The organism is Actinorhabdospora filicis (genome assembly GCF_030269765.1).
Classification (GTDB): Bacteria; Actinomycetota; Actinomycetes; order Mycobacteriales; family Micromonosporaceae; genus Actinorhabdospora; species Actinorhabdospora filicis.
In genome coordinates this window covers 1,472,973-1,488,920 of sequence record NZ_BSTX01000001.1, presented here as the reverse complement: position 1 = coordinate 1,488,920, position 15,948 = coordinate 1,472,973, and the positions used below count along the sequence as shown (strand labels likewise).

General features: G+C 72.6%; 13 protein-coding genes. 6 read left to right on the top strand and 7 right to left on the bottom strand.

The window, feature by feature from the left end:
* Positions 1-241: 241 nt before the first annotated feature.
* Entirely contained in the window at positions 242-874 is a 633-nt protein-coding gene (gene upp, locus QSK10_RS06790) for a uracil phosphoribosyltransferase (protein ID WP_285661741.1), read from the bottom strand.
* 62 nt (positions 875-936) lie between these two features.
* Here upp and deoC point away from each other — a divergent pair, with 62 nt between their 5' ends.
* Genes deoC through QSK10_RS06770 form a run of 4 tightly spaced genes read left to right on the top strand, consistent with a single transcriptional unit; the run spans position 937 to position 4,541 of the window.
* A complete protein-coding gene (gene deoC, locus QSK10_RS06785) occupies positions 937-1,842 on the top strand; it encodes a deoxyribose-phosphate aldolase (RefSeq protein ID WP_285661740.1) in 906 nt (301 codons plus the stop codon).
* Between the two features lie 5 nt (positions 1,843-1,847).
* Positions 1,848-3,275, top strand: a complete 1,428-nt coding sequence (locus QSK10_RS06780; RefSeq protein WP_285662932.1) for an aldehyde dehydrogenase family protein — start codon at positions 1,848-1,850, stop codon at positions 3,273-3,275.
* Entirely contained in the window at positions 3,268-4,137 is an 870-nt protein-coding gene (locus QSK10_RS06775; protein WP_285661739.1) for an aldehyde dehydrogenase family protein, read from the top strand. The genes QSK10_RS06780 and QSK10_RS06775 overlap by 8 nt, the downstream gene beginning before the upstream one ends.
* Positions 4,134-4,541: a GNAT family N-acetyltransferase gene (locus tag QSK10_RS06770; RefSeq protein WP_285661738.1), complete on the top strand. Its 408-nt coding sequence runs from the start codon at positions 4,134-4,136 to the stop codon at positions 4,539-4,541. The genes QSK10_RS06775 and QSK10_RS06770 overlap by 4 nt, the downstream gene beginning before the upstream one ends.
* Before the next feature lie 109 nt (positions 4,542-4,650).
* Here the strand turns inward: QSK10_RS06770 and QSK10_RS06765 are convergent, their stop codons facing one another.
* Together QSK10_RS06765 and QSK10_RS06760 are read right to left on the bottom strand one after the other, a co-directional pair.
* Positions 4,651-6,552 carry an NACHT domain-containing protein gene (locus QSK10_RS06765; protein WP_285661737.1) on the bottom strand — a complete coding sequence of 634 codons (1,902 nt, stop codon included), beginning with the start codon at positions 6,550-6,552 and terminating at the stop codon, positions 4,651-4,653.
* A gap of 317 nt (positions 6,553-6,869) precedes the next feature.
* Complete coding sequence (locus tag QSK10_RS06760) at positions 6,870-8,261, bottom strand: NAD(P)H-quinone dehydrogenase (protein ID WP_285661736.1); 1,392 nt, start codon at positions 8,259-8,261, stop codon at positions 6,870-6,872.
* A 45-nt stretch (positions 8,262-8,306) separates the two neighbouring features.
* Here QSK10_RS06760 and QSK10_RS06755 point away from each other — a divergent pair, with 45 nt between their 5' ends.
* The gene (locus QSK10_RS06755) at positions 8,307-8,786 is read left to right on the top strand and encodes a gamma-glutamylcyclotransferase family protein (protein ID WP_432705296.1); all 480 of its coding nucleotides are present in this window, start codon (positions 8,307-8,309) and stop codon (positions 8,784-8,786) included.
* A gap of 28 nt (positions 8,787-8,814) precedes the next feature.
* Here the strand turns inward: QSK10_RS06755 and QSK10_RS06750 are convergent, their stop codons facing one another.
* Positions 8,815-10,485 carry a phospho-sugar mutase gene (locus tag QSK10_RS06750; RefSeq protein ID WP_285661734.1) on the bottom strand — a complete coding sequence of 557 codons (1,671 nt, stop codon included), beginning with the start codon at positions 10,483-10,485 and terminating at the stop codon, positions 8,815-8,817.
* Positions 10,486-10,515: 30 nt separating this feature from the next.
* Positions 10,516-11,310, bottom strand: coding sequence for an alpha/beta fold hydrolase (locus QSK10_RS06745; RefSeq protein ID WP_285661733.1), 795 nt, complete (start codon positions 11,308-11,310; stop codon positions 10,516-10,518).
* Positions 11,311-11,385: 75 nt separating this feature from the next.
* On the opposite strand from QSK10_RS06745, the gene QSK10_RS06740 reads away from it, so the two are divergent.
* Positions 11,386-11,994: a TetR/AcrR family transcriptional regulator C-terminal domain-containing protein gene (locus QSK10_RS06740; RefSeq protein ID WP_285661732.1), complete on the top strand. Its 609-nt coding sequence runs from the start codon at positions 11,386-11,388 to the stop codon at positions 11,992-11,994.
* Here the strand turns inward: QSK10_RS06740 and QSK10_RS06735 are convergent.
* Entirely contained in the window at positions 11,979-13,835 is a 1,857-nt protein-coding gene (locus tag QSK10_RS06735; RefSeq protein WP_285661731.1) for a serine/threonine-protein kinase, read from the bottom strand. The two genes, QSK10_RS06740 and QSK10_RS06735, sit on opposite strands and share 16 nt — an antisense overlap.
* Positions 13,836-14,287: 452 nt before the next feature.
* Positions 14,288-15,871, bottom strand: coding sequence for an acyl-CoA mutase large subunit family protein (locus QSK10_RS06730; protein ID WP_285661730.1), 1,584 nt, complete (start codon positions 15,869-15,871; stop codon positions 14,288-14,290).
* Positions 15,872-15,948: the final 77 nt, after the last annotated feature.

Genomic DNA, 15,948 nt, shown 5'->3' with positions numbered 1-15,948 from the left:
GTGCCCCCACCGGAACCAAGGTTGCGGTGGATCGGGCTCGAAGACACTTTCCCCGAGATGGTGGTCGCGGCCGCACTCGGCACGCGGATGTGTCTCGCTCGAAGGGGCCGGATGCGCCGCTCAAAGAGCGGCGCATCCGTTTCTCAAGAGCGCCGGTACGCCCCCGGCCAGAACCGCCGGTGAGCCCCGCTCTGCTTGCCGGTTCGGGGCTTCCCGGCGATAACCGAGGCGGTACTCCGGCTCAGAACCGCCTATACGCCCCGAACTGCCGATCCCCCGCGTCCCCGAGCCCCGGCACGATGAACGCGGCCTCGTTCAGACCCTCGTCGATCGAGGCCGTCGTCAGGCGCGGGACCAGGCCGCTCTGGCGCAGCGTCTCCACGCCGTCCGGTGCGGCCAGGACGCAGACGACGTCGATGTCGGTGGCGCCGCGGTCGGCGAGCATGCGGCAGCAGGCGACCAGGGAGCCGCCGGTGGCGAGCATGGGGTCCAGGACGATGACGTGGCGGCCGGCGAGGTCGTCGGGGAGGGACTCCATGTACGCGCGTGGCTCGTGGGTCTCTTCGTCGCGGGCGAGGCCGACGAAGCCCATGGACGCCTCGGGCAGGAGGGCGTGGGCGGCGTCGGCCATGCCGAGGCCGGCGCGCAGGACGGGGACCAGCAGCGGCGGGTTGGCCAGGCGGGTGCCGCGTGCCTCGGCGACGGGGGTGGCCACCGGGAAGTGCTCGGCGGCGATGGTGCGGGTGGCCTCGTAGACCAGCAGGGTGGTCAGTTCGTGCAGGGCCGCCCGGAACTGTCCGGAGTCGGTGCGCGCGTCGCGCATGGCGGTGAGCCGCGCGGCGGCCAGGGGATGGTCTACGACGTGTACTTCCACGTCCACAGACCCTAGCGGCTACTCTCCGGTAGCTCCGGGGGGTGGCCCGTAGACTCCTGTTCATGACCGAGCTGTCCACCCTTCTGGCGGGCCTGCCGGGCGTCGACCAGGTCGGCGCCGAGCAGCGCGCCGCGAGCCTGGCCACACGGTCGATCAAGACCAGCGCGAAAGCGTGGGCGATCGACCTGTCCATCCGCATGGTCGACCTGACCACGCTGGAGGGGGCCGACACGCCCGGCAAGGTCCGCACTCTCTGCGCGAAGGCGATCCGTCCCGAGCCCAGTGACCCCACGTGCCCGAGCACGGCCGCGATCTGCGTGTACCCGTCGATGGTCCCGGTGGCCGCGGCGGCCCTGAAGGGCTCCGGGGTGCATTTGGCGAGCGTGGCGACGGCGTTCCCTTCGGGCCAGGCGCCGCTCCAGGTGAAGCTGGACGACACGCGCGCGGCCGTCGAGGCCGGTGCCGACGAGATCGACATGGTCATCAGCCGGGGCGCGTTCCTGGCCGGCGACTACCAGCACGTCTTCGACGAGATCGTGGCGATCAAGGAGGCCTGCGGCAAGGCCCACCTGAAGGTGATCCTGGAGACCGGTGAGCTGGGCACCTACGACAATGTGCGCAAGGCGTCGTGGCTGGCGATGCGCGCCGGGGCCGACTTCATCAAGACCTCCACGGGCAAGGTCGCCCCGGCGGCGACGCTGCCGGTGACGATGATCATGCTGGAGGCCGTCCGCGACTTCCGCGAGCTCACCGGCCGCCAGGTCGGCGTGAAGCCCGCCGGTGGCATCAAGACCACCAAGGACGCCATGAAGTACCTCGTCGTGGTCAACGAGGTCGCCGGACCCGACTGGCTGGACCCCGACTGGTTCCGCTTCGGCGCCTCCAGCCTCCTGAACGACCTGCTCATGCAGCGCCAGAAGCTCGCCACCGGCCATTACAGTGGCCCCGACTACGTGACGGTGGACTGATGACGATGTTCGAATACGCGCCGGCGCCCGAGTCGCGGGACGTCGTCGACATCAAGCCGTCCTACGGCCTGTTCATTGACGGGAAGTTCGTCGACGGCAAGGGTGAGGCGTTCAAGACCGTCAACCCGGCCACCGAGGAGACCCTCGCCGAGGTCGCCGCCGCCACCTCCGAGGACGTCGACGCGGCCGTGGCCGCCGCGCGCCGCGCCTACGAGAAGGTGTGGGGCCCGATGCCGGGCTCGGAGCGGGCGAAGTACCTGTTCCGCATCGCGCGCATCATCCAGGAGCGCGGGCGCGAGCTGGCCGTGCTGGAGTCGCTGGACAACGGCAAGCCCATCAAGGAGTCCCGCGACGTCGACATCCCCCTGGTCGCCGCGCACTTCTTCTACTACGCCGGGTGGGCCGACAAGCTCGGGCACGCCGGGTTCGGGGCCGACCCGAAGGCGCTGGGCGTGGCCGGTCAGGTCATCCCGTGGAACTTCCCGCTGCTGATGCTGGCGTGGAAGATCGCCCCGGCCCTGGCCTGCGGCAACACCGTCGTGCTGAAGCCGGCCGAGACCACGCCGCTGACCGCGCTGCTGTTCGCCGAGATCTGCCAGCAGGCCGAGCTCCCGGCCGGCGTGGTGAACATCGTGACCGGCGCGGGCGCCACCGGCGCCACCCTCGTCGAGCACCCCGACGTGAACAAGGTCGCCTTCACCGGCTCCACCGAGGTCGGGCGCCGCATCGCCCGGGCCGTGGCCGGGACGCGCAAGAAGCTCACCCTCGAACTGGGCGGCAAGGCCGCCAACATCGTCTTCGACGACGCCGCCATCGACCAGGCCGTCGAGGGCACCGTCAACGGCATCTTCTTCAACCAGGGACACGTCTGCTGCGCCGGATCGCGGCTGCTGCTCCAGGAGTCGATCGCCGAGGAGTTCCTGGCCAGGCTGCGCCGACGCATGGGCACCCTGCGCGTGGGCGACCCGCTGGACAAGAACACCGACGTCGGCGCCATCAACTCCGCCGAGCAGCTGGAGCGCATCCGGGCCCTCTCGCAGATCGGCGAGGCCGAGGGCGCCGAGCGCTACACCGCGCCCTGCGTCCTGCCCGAGCGCGGCTTCTGGTTCGCGCCCACGGTCTTCACCGGCGTGTCCCAGTCGCACCGCATCGCCCGCGAGGAGATCTTCGGGCCGGTCCTGTCGGTGCTGACCTTCCGCACCCCCGACGAGGCCGTCGCCAAGGCCAACAACACCCCCTACGGCCTGTCGGCGGGCGTGTGGACGGAGAAGGGCTCGCGGATCCTGTGGCTCGCCGACCGCCTGCGCGCGGGCGTGGTGTGGGCGAACACGTTCAACAAGTTCGACCCGACCTCGCCCTTCGGCGGGTACAAGGAGTCCGGTTACGGCCGCGAGGGCGGGCGTCAGGGTCTGGAGGCCTACCTCGATGTCTGAGACCGGTCGCATCGCCGTCCGCAAGACCTACAAGCTGTACGTGGGCGGGAAGTTCCCGCGCAGCGAGTCCGGGAGGTCCTACCTCGTGACCGGTGCCGACGGGACCGTCCTGGCCAACGCCTCCAGGTCCTCCCGCAAGGACGTCCGCGACGCCGTCGTGGCCGCCCGCGCCGCCCAGAAGGGCTGGGCCACCGCCACCGCCTACCTGCGCGGCCAGATCCTCTACCGCGCCGCGGAGATGATGGAGGGCCGCCGCGCCCAGTTCGCCGAGGAGCTGCGCGCCGCCGAGGGCGGCTCCCGCAAGCAGGCCGAGGCGCGCGTGGACGCCACCATCGACCGGTGGGTCTGGTACGCGGGCTGGGCCGACAAGGTCCCGCAGGTCCTCGGCAACGGCAACCCCGTCGCCGGGCCCTACTTCAACCTCTCCTCGCCCGAACCGACCGGCGTCGTCGGCGTCATCGCGCCCCAGCACGCGCCCCTCCTCGGGCTCGTCAGCGCGATCGCGCCCGCCATCGTCACCGGCAACACCGTCGTGGTCATCGCCAGCGAGAAGATGCCGCTGCCCGCGGTGACCCTCGGCGAGGTCCTGGCCACCTCCGACTTCCCCGGCGGCGTGGTCAACATCCTCACCGGCCACACCGGCGAGATGGCCCCCCACCTCGCCTCGCACGCCGACGTCAACGGCCTCGACCTCACGGGTGTGGACGACCCCGAGCTCGCCCGCACGCTGGAGGCCGCCGCCGCCGACAACCTCAAGCGCGTCCTGCGCCCGGCCGCCGAGGACTTCCTCGCCGAGCCCACGCTCAAGCGCCTGCGGACCTGGACCGAGACGAAGACGGTCTGGCACCCGGCGGGCGTGTGACCGCTCCGCCGATCCGCGCCGCCACGTCCGAGGACGTGGCGGCACTGTCGCGCCTGGACACCGTCGGCGGCCCCGAACGGGCGGCGGAGATCGCCGGGTGGGTCGCCGCCGGGCACGTCCGCGTGTACGACGACGGCTCGCCGCGCGGCTACACGGCGGTGACGCGCGAGTTCTTCGGGCGGCCGTTCCTGGCGATGCTCATGGTGGCCGCCGGTGCCCGCGGTGAGGGTGTCGGCGAGGCGCTGCTGCGCGAGGCCTCGTCGGCCGGGACCTTCACGTCGGCGAACCTGTCGAACCAGCCGATGCAACGCCTGCTGGCGCGCTGCGGGTGGGAGGCGTGCGGGATGGTCCACGGCCTGGACGAGGGCGACCCCGAGGTCTTCTACCGCTTCACCGGGCCCTGACATGATTCACCCGGATGCGCGGAGTCGGGCTCGGCACGCATCCGGGGATACGTGAGTAATCGTGCGCTCGTGTACCCGGGGCATGACGGACAGATTGTGCGAACGTCGCCTACCGGACTCTTTCGCGCGCGAGATGATCGCGGATGAGCGCGTGCACGAAGATCCAGTCCCGCCCGACCCGGCGCAGCAGCAGGCACGCGCGGGCGTGTTCGAGCATGGGGGCGGCCGGATGGGGGAGCAGGTCGCGGCGGGCGAGGGCACGGCGGACCGCGCGCTGCTCGACGAGGCCCGACACGCCCACGTGCAGGACGTGGACCATCGCGGTCACCGCGCAGAACGGCATGAACGCGAAGGCGTCCCCGAACCAATCGCCCGGCAGCGGCGCCGAGACCACGAACACCGCCGCCGCCCCGGCCACCACCGCGCGGTCGACGGTGGCGCGCAGCAGCGCGCGCCCGGCCGGTGAGGGCGACTCGGCGCGCTCATGCCGCGGACGCACGCTCAGCCCGCGCACCACCGCCGGGCGGAACACCAGCACCGCCACCAGCGTCGTCGCGGCGGCCAGGAGCCCGCCGAGGGCCTGCCCCGTCGACATGGCCGTGAACCCGCCGGCGCGCAGGACGGCCGCCGCGCCCACCGCCACCGCGACGACGGCCGCGACCACCACGTGCACCGGCGCGACGCGCACACGCGAGCGCGATCTCGCGGTGAGGTCGGTGGCGCGCACGCTCAGCCGGTGCGGCGCGAACATCGGCAGGGCCGCCACCACGCCCGCCGCCAGTCCCGCCCGGCCCGCCCACAGCCACCCGCTCAGCACCGGGAACACCGCCAGGACCGCCGCCGCGTTCAGTTGAGCCGCCCAGGCGAAGAAGCCCGACCCGGGTGTCCAGGAGCCGTCCAGGTCGTCGAAACCGAAAACCGTGCCGCCGTGCTGCTTCGTCAGCCGCGCCAGGAAACCCAGCCACCCCTTCACCTTCTCCGGCGGGAAGCGCGGATCGGGCCGCTGCGCGAGCATCCGGTCGACGTAGGCCGCCAGCAGCCGCTCCCGCGCGTCGCCCTCCTCCCGGGCGGGCATCTCGGTGAGCATCAGCACGTTCAGCAGCAGCGGCGTGGTGACCAGCGCGCGCAGCTCCGCGTCGGTGTCCAGGACGCCGATCAGGCCGCCCCGGCGACGCGCGCGCAGGAACCGGTCGACCTCGCCCGCGGTGAGCGGCCGGATCTCCAGGCGTCCCCGCAGGCGCAGGGACTCGCCCAGCCCGGCGTACTCGGCGGTCCGCGAGACCACGGCCACCGGCACCGTCGGGTGCGCCTCGCGGAACGCGTTCACCGCCCGCACGCACGCCGGGCGCGCGTCCTCGGCGACCTCGTCCAGCCCGTCGAGCAGCAGCAGCTCCAGCGGCACGTGCTCACGCGGGACGCCGTACCGCGACGCCGCCTCCGCGACCGCCCACGACGCCAGGTCGCCCGAGCGCCACGAGGACAGGTTCAGCATCAGCGGCACCGGCTCGCCCGGCTCGGCGGCGGCGTCCAGGAGATCGCGCAGCAGCTCCAGCAGCACCGTCGTCTTCCCCGAGCCCGGCTCGCCGAGGATCAGCATCCAGCCGTGCATCTCGTCGCCGAACAGCCGGGTCACGTCCCGCCCCGCCGGGCGCGGCGGCGCGCCGGGCACATAAGCCGTCGCCGCCCACGGGTGCGGCTCGTCGATGGCGGCGTCGTAGTTGAGCCGGACCCGCGCCTCGCGGTACATCGAGGCGTCCAGGACACCCCGCACCCACGCGTCACGCTGCTTGACCAGCAGCAGACGCCGGGTCCGCGCGGCCGAGCCGTGCCGCGAGCGGCCGGTCCGCCACTCCCACAGCGCCAGACCGGCGGCGGCGAACGGGACGGCCAGCCACGCGGTCCACTTGTAGGGCCCGAAGGCGGCGGGCAGCTCACCGCTGGCGACGTTGACCAGCAGCCCCAGGACCACCGCCCCGAGCACGACGCCCGTCAGCCTGGCGCGGAAGGTCATGAGCCGAACCCGCGCGGGATCGGGCGGTCGCGCGCGTGATCTCGCCATGGGGTGGCGGGCCGGGCGCGGGTTCGCCGCGTGAGCATCCGTCCCGGGTACGCCTCGACCCGGCCCGGCAGGTCACCGGAGGCGATGCCGGTGGCCGGGCCGATCAGGGGCAGGGGCGGGATCGGGGCTAAGGTCCACCGCGGGCAGGGTTCCGGCACCTCACCTTTCTACAGGCACCGGGGGCCACCGGGCATCCGTCAGGAGCGCGCACACCGGCCGCGCCGCCTCCGGCATCGCCACGCCCGTCCTCGCTCACCCGCCCGACGGGCTCACTCGAACTCGTGCCGCATCAGCTGACGCGCCGCCTCGGTGATCGAACCCGACAGGGACGGGTAGATCGTGATCGTCTGCGCCAGCTCGGCCACCGTCAGGTGGTTCTCCACCGCCATCGCGATCGGCAGGATCAGCTCGCTCGCGCGCGAACCCACCACGACACCGCCCACCACCAGGCCCGAGGCCGGGCGGCAGAACAGCTTCACGAAACCGTCGGTGTAGCCGTTCATCTTCGCGCGCGCGTTGCCCTCCAGCGGCAGCATCACCACGCGCGCCGGGACCGTACCGGAGTCCTTGTCCGCCTGCGTGATGCCGACGGTGGCCAGCTCCGGGTCGGTGAACACGTTCGAGGCGACCTTCTTCAGCCGCAGCGGCTGGACGGCCTCGCCCAGCGCGTGCCACATCGCGATGCGCCCCTGCATCGCCGCCACCGAGGCCAGCATCAGCACACCGGTGACGTCACCGGCGGCGTAGATGCCCGGCACGTTCGTGCGCGAGACCCGGTCGACGGTGATGAACCCGCCCGGGCCGCGCTCGACCCCGGCCGCCGCCAGGTTCAGGTCGGCGGTGTTGGGGACCGAGCCCACCGTCATCAGCGCGTGCGAACCCTCCACCACGCGCCCGTCGGTCAGCTCGACCCGCACGCCGTCCCCGTCGCGCTTGACCGAGGCCGCGCGCGCCTGCGGCAGGATCGTCATGCCCCGCTCGCGGAACACGTTCTCGATCGCCATGGCCGCGTCGGCGTCCTCGTGCGGCATGACCCGCTCGCGGCTCGACAGCAGCGTCACGTCCACGCCCATCGCCTGGTACGCCCCGGCGAACTCCGCGCCCGTCACGCCCGAACCCACCACGATCAGCCGCGTGGGCAGCTCGGCCAGGTCGTAGACCTGCCGCCAGGTCAGGATGCGCTCGCCGTCGGGCTGCGCGTCGCGCAGCATGCGCGGGGTGGCGCCGGTGGCCAGCAGGACCACGTCGGCGTCGATCTCGTAGGGCTCGCCCTCGAAGGGCGTGACGGCGACCTTGTGCTGGTGGGCCTCGGCGGAACCGGCCAGCGCGGCGGTGCCCGCCACGAACGACACGCCCGCCTTCACCAGTTTCGCGTGTACATCTTCCGACTGCGCCACCGCCAGGGCCTTGACCCGCTGGTGGACCGAGGCGGCGTCCACCGCGACCTCGGGAATGGTCACGCCCAGACGCGACGAACGCCGCGCGGCCGTGACCATTCCGGACGACGCGATGAACGTCTTGCTGGGAATACAGTCCGACAGGACGCATTCGCCGCCCGCGCCGGCCGCCTCGATCACGGTGACGTCGGCGTCGAGTTGGGCCGCCACGAGGGCCGCCTCGTAGCCGGCCGGACCCCCGCCGATGATCGCTATCCGGGTCACTTGAGTACCTTCCTCGCCGCCTTGCCGGGGTTTTGTCCGGGCACAATGCTTCCACGGCATTGTCTCTCAAGCTATCGTCGTACAGTGCCGCTGTATGCCGCGTACGGATCTAACCTCGACCCCGGACGGATGCGGGCCACCTGCCCACACTCTCCCCAGGTCGACACCGGATGGCTGGAGGGCTGGCGACTGACGTTCGCCGGCGCCGAGCTCGGGTGGGAGGGATCACTCGCCACCATCGTCGAATCACCGGGCGACCGGGTCTTCGTCGCGCTCTATGACGTCGACACCGTCGACGCCGCGACCCTCGACGAACTGGAGGGCGCCACCGGCGGCGTGTACCGCAGACTCCACGCCCAGGTCGCCACCCTGAACGGGGACGCCTCGGCCTGGATGTACGTGTTCAACGGGTACGAGGGCGGCCTGCCGTCCAGCTGGTACCTCGCCGAACTCGCCGCCGCCGCCGAGAAGGCCGGCGCGCCCGAGGACTACGTCGACGCCCTGCGCAAACGGCCCACCGGCTGAGCGGGACCGGCCGGAGCCGGTCCCGTCCTCATCGTCCTAACAGCCCTAGGGCGTGCGCGACCTCGGTCCGCAGCGCCTGGACCGACGCCGTCGCCCGCTCGCGGGCCTCGGCGACCTCGCCGTCCACGACGGGCTCGACGACCTCCAGGTACGCCTTGAGCTTCGGCTCGGTGCCGGACGGGCGCACCACCACGCGCGCGGTCGGCGTGCGCAGCCGCATCGCGTCGGTCTCGGGCAGCAGGTCCTCCACGGAGGCCACCGGCTCGTCCAGCAGCGTGGCCGGGGGACGCTCGCGCAGGCGCGTCATCGCGTCGGAGATCTCCCGCAGGTCCTCCACGCGCACCGACAGCTGGTCGGTGGCGTAGACCCCGAACTCCTCGGCGAGCTCGTCGAGGCGCTCGGCGAGGCCGCGCAGCTCCGACTTCAGGCCCGCGGCGAGGGAGCAGGCGAGCACGGCGGCGCTGACGCCGTCCTTGTCGCGGACCATCCACGGGGCCACGCAGTACCCGATGGCCTCTTCGTAGCCGAAGGCCAGGTCGCGTGAGGCGCGCACGATCCACTTGAAGCCGGTGAGGGTCTCCTCGTAGGGCACGCCGCGCTTGAGGCAGATGGCGCGCAGCATCGACGACGAGACGATCGTGGTGGCGTAGGTGCCCTCGCGGCCGCGGCGCATGAGGTGGTCGGCGAGCAGGACGCCGAGTTCGTCGCCGCGCAGGAGCCGCCAGTCGCCGTTGTAGGGGACGGCGACGGCGCAGCGGTCGGCGTCGGGGTCGAGGGCGATGGCTATGTCGGCGTGGCGTTCGCGGGCCAGGTTGAGCAGGCGGTCGGTGGCGCCGGGTTCCTCGGGGTTGGGGAACGCGACGGTGGGGAAGGCCGGGTCGGGGCGGGTCTGCTCGGGGACGAGGTCGGGTTCGGCGAATCCGGCGCGGGTGAGGGCGGCGGTGATGACCTTGCCGCCGACGCCGTGCATGGGGGTGGCGACGATGTTGAGGTCGCGGGGGTCGTCGGCGTCGAGGATCCCGGCGACGCCGTCGAGGTAGGACTCCAGGAGGTCGGCGCCGATGAGTTCGGCGGCGTCGCCGAGGGGGACGTCGGACAGGCGCCCGACGGCGGCGATGGCGGTCTCGATCTCGGTGTCGACGGGGGAGACGATCTGGGCGCCGAAGCCCAGGACGCCGCCGAGTTCGGCGCCGAGGTAGACCTTGTAGCCGTTGTCGCGGGGCGGGTTGTGGGAGGCGGTGACCATGACCCCGGCGACGGCGTTGAGGTGCCGGACGGCGAAGGCGAGGACGGGGGTGGGCAGGGCCTCGGGCATGATCAGCGCGCGGCGTCCGGTGCCGGTGACCACGCGGGCGGTCTCCTCGGCGAAGTCGACCGAGCCGTAGCGGGCGTCGTAGCCGATGACGACGGGCCCGGCCGCGCCGGTCTTGTCCAGCCACGCGCACAGTCCGGCGGCCGCGGCGCGGACCACGGCGCGGTTCATGCCGTTGGGGCCGGCGCGTACGGGTCCGCGCAGCCCGGCGGTGCCGAAGGCCAGGCGTCCCGCGAAGCGGTCGGCGAGGTCGTCGGCGGTCTCGGGCAGCCCGTCCAGGACGCGGCGCAGCTCCTGCTGCGTGCGCGGATCGGGGTCGTCCTCGATCCAGGACTCGGCGGCCGCGGCGAGGCGGGCGAGCATCGACTCAGGCGTTGACTGGTTCATTGGTGCATGTTCGCATAACGGACGCGCACCTCAGTTCGCCGATGGGGAAACCCGGTCGGCGAGGGCTTCGATGACCGCGGCGACCTCGCCGGGGGCCCTGAGGTCGGCGCCGTGGTCGCGTCCGGGGAGGCTCACCCAGGTGGCGCCGGGGACGGCGGCGCGGACGGCGGTGAGGCGTTCGATGAGGTGGGCGGGGCTCTTCTCGCCGCTCAGGAGGGTGACGGGGACGCCGATCGCGCGGTAGGCGCCGAGGCGGTCGCCGAGGGCGTCGATGGCGGCGAGGTCGTCGAGCTGGGCGGGGACCAGCCGGCGGTATTTGGGTATGAGGGTGATCACGAGCCCGGCGAGGCGGGCCTTGAGCGCGGGGAGGCCGACCACGTCGCGCAGGAAGATCGCCATGGCCCGGCCGGGCCGTCCGTGCGCGAGCGCCTCGCGGGCGAGGGTGAGCGCCGCGCCGCCGAGGGGCGGTCCGGTGACCACGGGCGCCTCGAAGATCACCGCGCCGGTGAAGGCCTCGGCGGCGGCCAGGCATTCCAGGGCGAGGACGCCGCCGGAGGAGTGGCCGTAGAGCAGCACGGGGGAGCCGATGGCGCGCGCCAGTGTCAGGACGTCGGTGACCTCGTCGGCGAGCGCGCAGGGCGGCAGGTCGAGGCGGTAGCGGCGGCGCTGGAGGCGCAGGACCCGGTGGCGCGCGGCGAGGCGGTCGGCGAGGGGTTTGGTGCGGCTTCCGTCGTCGAGTCCGGGGCCGAGGATGAGGACGGCGGGTCCGGCGCCGGTGTCGTGGGCGCGGATCTGGGTGCCGTCCGGGGCGGTCGCGGTGAGCACGGGGACCCCCTTCAGCGGTGCTAAATTCTCCTTAGCAACGCTAAATTAGGCCCCTGCCGACGAAGGTGTCAAGCCGTGCCCGCGAAACCGAGACTGACCCGCGAGGCCATGGTCGCCGCCGCGATGCGCCTGCTGGACGAGGTGGGCCTCGACGGGCTCACCGTGCGGCGGCTGGCCGAGGAGCTGGGCGTGCGCTCACCCGCCCTGTACTGGCACGTCAAGACCAAGCGGGAGCTGCTGGACGCGGTCGCCGAGGAGCTGATCCTGGCCGGGGGCATGGGCCCGCCCGCCGCGGGGGAGACCTGGCGCGACTGGCTGGGCCGCCGCGCGCGCGGCTACCGCGCGGCGCTGCTGGCCCACCGCGACGGCGCGCGGATCGTGGCGCAGGCCAGGTCGGTGAGCCCGGCGACGGTGCGGTTCTTCGACACCGAGCTGGCCGCGCTGACCGGTTTCGGGTTCACTCCGGCGGTGGCGCTGCGCACCATCGCCGCGCTCACCTACTACGTCCACGGCTCGGTGCTCCAGGAGCAGGCCGCGGTGAGCGCGCCACCGGTGGGCGTGGAGCCCGGTGAGACGCTGGCGCGCGCCGTCCGCGAGGGCGCCAGCACCGTCGGCGAGGCCACCTTCGAGCACGGCCTCGCCGCGATGCTGGCCGGGATGGGGCCCGGTCAGGTCAGCGCGTAGGACTTGACCGCCGCGTCGAAGACCGGCTTGCTGGCCGCCCACTTCTCCTCGGGCACCGACAGGTAGATGTGGTAGCTGACGTCGTCGACCTGGATGATCGCCCAGATCGCGTGGCGCGGCTGGTCGTCGTCCTTGCGGGTGCCGGTGTACTCGATCATCGCGCCCTCTTTGCCGGCGACGGTGATCGGGCCGCTGGCCACGGTCTTGACCGAGTCCTTGGCGAACTGGCTGCCGTCGAGGCCCTTGACGGCGTTCTCCAGGACGGTGGCGGGCTCACCCTCCTTGGACACCACGTTGAAGCGGATCCAGGTGTCCTTGTCCTGGGGGTCGATGACGTCGACCTTGCCCTTGCCGTTGACCTTGACCGTCCAGCCCTTGGGGACCTTCACCGAGTACTTGCCCTCGGGGTCGTCGTAGGTGGAGCTGGGACCGGCGGGTTTGTCGCTGGTGTTGTTCCCGGCCGGGTTGGCGTTGTTCGGGTCGTCCTTGCCGCCGCCGAAGATGCCGATGCCGGCGAAGACCAGCGCGATGACGACCACGGCGGCGCCCACCGCGAGCATCCACGGCTTCGTGTGCCGCTTCGCGGTGGCGATGAGCCCGCCAATGCCGCTCGGCTTGCCACCGTCGGGCTGCGGCTGCCCGAACGGGGGCTGCTGCGGCGGGAACGGCGGTCCCTGCGGAGGTGCGCCGAAGGGCTGCTGCTGCGGCGGACCGTAGGACGGCTGCGGCGGCGGGTACGCGCCGGGCTGAGGCGGCGGAGAGAACGGCCGGGTCTGCTCATAGGACCCGGAGTCGAAGGGCGAGGGCGCCGGATGCGCCGCCGTGGACTCCAGGACGCCGGCCGCGTGCGGGCCGGAGACCGGCGCCGCCGATACCGGCGCGGGTGGGAACGCCCCCGTCGGGGGACCCGAGACGGGCCGCTGCTGTTGCTGCGGGATCACCCGGTGCAGGTCGGTGAGCCCGTCGATGTCCTGCGAGGCCAGCGCGCCGCGCCCGGACAGCAGCTGCTGCAGCGCCGCGCGCGTCTGCGGCACGTTCCAGCGGTGCTGCGGATCCTTGTCCAGCAGCCCGCCCAGGATCGGCGTCAGCGCGCCCGCCCGGCGCGGCGACTCCGGCGGGTCCTGGACCACGGCCTGCATCGTGGCCAGCGCGCTGGGCCGGTCGAAGGGCGGGCGCCCCTCCACGGCCGCGTACAGCGTCACGCCCAGCGAGAACAGGTCGCTGGCCGGGCCGATCTGCCCGCCGGTGGCCCGCTCCGGGGCGATGTAGTGCGCCGAACCCAGCACCATGCCGGGAGTCGTGAGGTTCGACGGCTGGTTGGTGCGCGCCACACCGAAGTCGGACAGCACGCAGCGGCCGTCGGCGGAGATGAGGACGTTGCCCGGCTTCACGTCGCGGTGCAGGATCCCGGCGGCGTGCGCGGCCTCCAGCGCGCCCAGCATCGACAGGCCGATCTTGGCCACCACGCGCGGCGGCATCGGGCCGTCCGCCTTGATGATGTCGGCGAGGCTGCGGGCCTGCAGCAGCTCCATGATGATCCACGGCCGGCCGGCCTCGGTGATCACGTCGAACACGCGGATCACCGACGCGTGCGACAGGGCCGCCGCCGCCCGCGCCTCGCGCATGGTCCGCTCGATGAGCGTCTGCCGCTCCGGCCCCGGCAGCTCGATCGGCAGCAGGACCTCCTTGACGGCCACGTCCCGCTGCAGCAGCGTGTCGTGTGCCCGCCACACCCCGCCCATGCCGCCTTCGCCGATCGCGGCGCGCAGCTCGTATCGTCCGGCGAGCATCGCCCCGGCGGCGGCTCGTCCATCGTCGGGCACAGGGGTCTGGGTGGTCACGATATTTCCTCCGAGGGGGCGAGGGATCCCATTTTGGCATCCTCCCCGGTCCGGGGACATCGACGTCTCACGCTGCGGCGGAGGTCGCGGCGGCCCGGACGGGGGCTCGGTCGGGGCGGTTCGGGGCGGTGGCGCTGGGGGGTTCGAGGGGCGGGCCAGGGGAAGGGTCGCCCGAGTATGCCCCCTCCGGGCAACCCACCGGGGGCGAGGGCGGCCCAAGAGGCCCGGGAACCACCCTAACGGGGACGCGCCCGGGGAAAGGAGGGCCAAGCGTGCCAAGCCGGGGAAAGGACGGCGAACACATGAGAACCGTGATCACGTGTGGTGGCGGCACGAGAGATGACCGGTGTGGACGTCACCCGACGTGGACGACCGGCACCGCTGCGCGAGAACGTGATCGCCGTCACGATCGCGCCCGAAGGCGGGCGGGGCCGCGGCCCCGCCCGCCGCGCTCAGAACGAGTCCGGCGGCGAGTACTTGCCCCACACCTCGCGCAGCGTCCCGCACACCTCGCCCACGGTCGCCTTGGCCCGCAGCGCGTCCTTCAGCGGGAACAGCACGTTCGTCTCACCCAGCGCCGCCTCCCGCACCCGCGCCAGCGCCGCCTCCACGGCCGCGTTGTCGCGCGACGCCCGCAGCGCCGCCAGCCGCTCGTGCTGCGCGGCCTCGATCGCCGGGTCCACCCGCAGGGGCTCGTAGGGCTCCTCCTTGTCGATGGTGAACCGGTTGACGCCCACGACCACGCGCTCACCGGAGTCGATCTGCTGCGAGGTGGCGTAGGCGCTGGTCTCGATCTCGTACTTCTGGAACCCGGCCTCGATGGCGTCCACCGAGGAGCCGTAGGAGAAGACCCGGTCGATGAGGCCGACGGCGGCCGCCTCGATCTCGTCGGTCATCGCCTCCACGACGTAGGACCCGGCGAAGGGGTCGACGGTGGCGGTCACGTCGGTCTCGTAGGCCAGGACCTGCTGCGTGCGCAGCGCCAGCCGGGCGGCCTTCTCGGTGGGCAGCGCGATCGCCTCGTCGAAGGAGTTCGTGTGCAGCGACTGCGTCCCGCCCAGCACGGCCCCCAGGCCCTGCACGGCCACCCGGACGAGGTTGACCTCGGGCTGCTGCGCGGTGAGCTGGACCCCGGCGGTCTGCGTGTGGAACCGCAGCATCAGCGACTTGGGGTTCTTCGCGCCGAACTCCTCGCGCATCACCCGCGACCAGATGCGGCGGGCCGCGCGGAACTTCGCGACCTCCTCCAGCAGGGTCGTGCGCGCCACGAAGAAGAAGGACAGGCGCGGGGCGAACTCGTCCACGTCCATGCCCGCCGCCACCGCCGCGCGCACGTACTCGATGCCGTTGGCGATGGTGAAGGCGATCTCCTGCGTGGGCGTGGCCCCCGCCTCGGCCATGTGGTAGCCGGAGATGGAGATGGTGTTCCACTGCGGGATCTCGGCCCGGCAGTAGGCGAAGGTGTCCGAGACCAGCCGCAGCGACGGCTTCGGCGGGAAGATGTAGGTCCCCCGCGCGATGTACTCCTTCAGGATGTCGTTCTGGATGGTCCCGTTCAGGGCGGTGCCGGGGACGCCCTTCTCCTCCGCGACCAGCTGGTACAGCAGCAGCAGGACCGCCGCGGGAGCGTTGATCGTCATCGAGACCGAGACCTGGTCCTGCGGGATCCCGTCGAACAGGACCCGCATGTCCTCGATCGAGTCGATCGCCACGCCGACCTTGCCGACCTCGCCGCGCGCGATCGGGTCGTCGGAGTCGAAGCCCATCTGCGTGGGCAGGTCGAAGGCCACCGACAGGCCCATCGTGCCCGCGTCGAGCAGCTGGTGGTAGCGCCGGTTGGACTCGGCGGCCGTCCCGAAACCGGCGTACTGGCGCATCGTCCAGGGCCGCGTCGTGTACATCGTCGGGTACACGCCCCTGGTGAAGGGGTACCTCCCGGGCTCGCCGAGGCGCTCGTCGAGGCCCTCGGCCACGTCCTCGGCCCGGTACACGGGTTTGATGGGGAAGCCAGACTCACCACGCCGTACGTCCGTCATGCCGCTGATAGTAGGGGCGCGGCCGGGGGAGTGACGGCGGGTGTACGCGAGGAGAAGGATCCGCCACACGCGGGGGA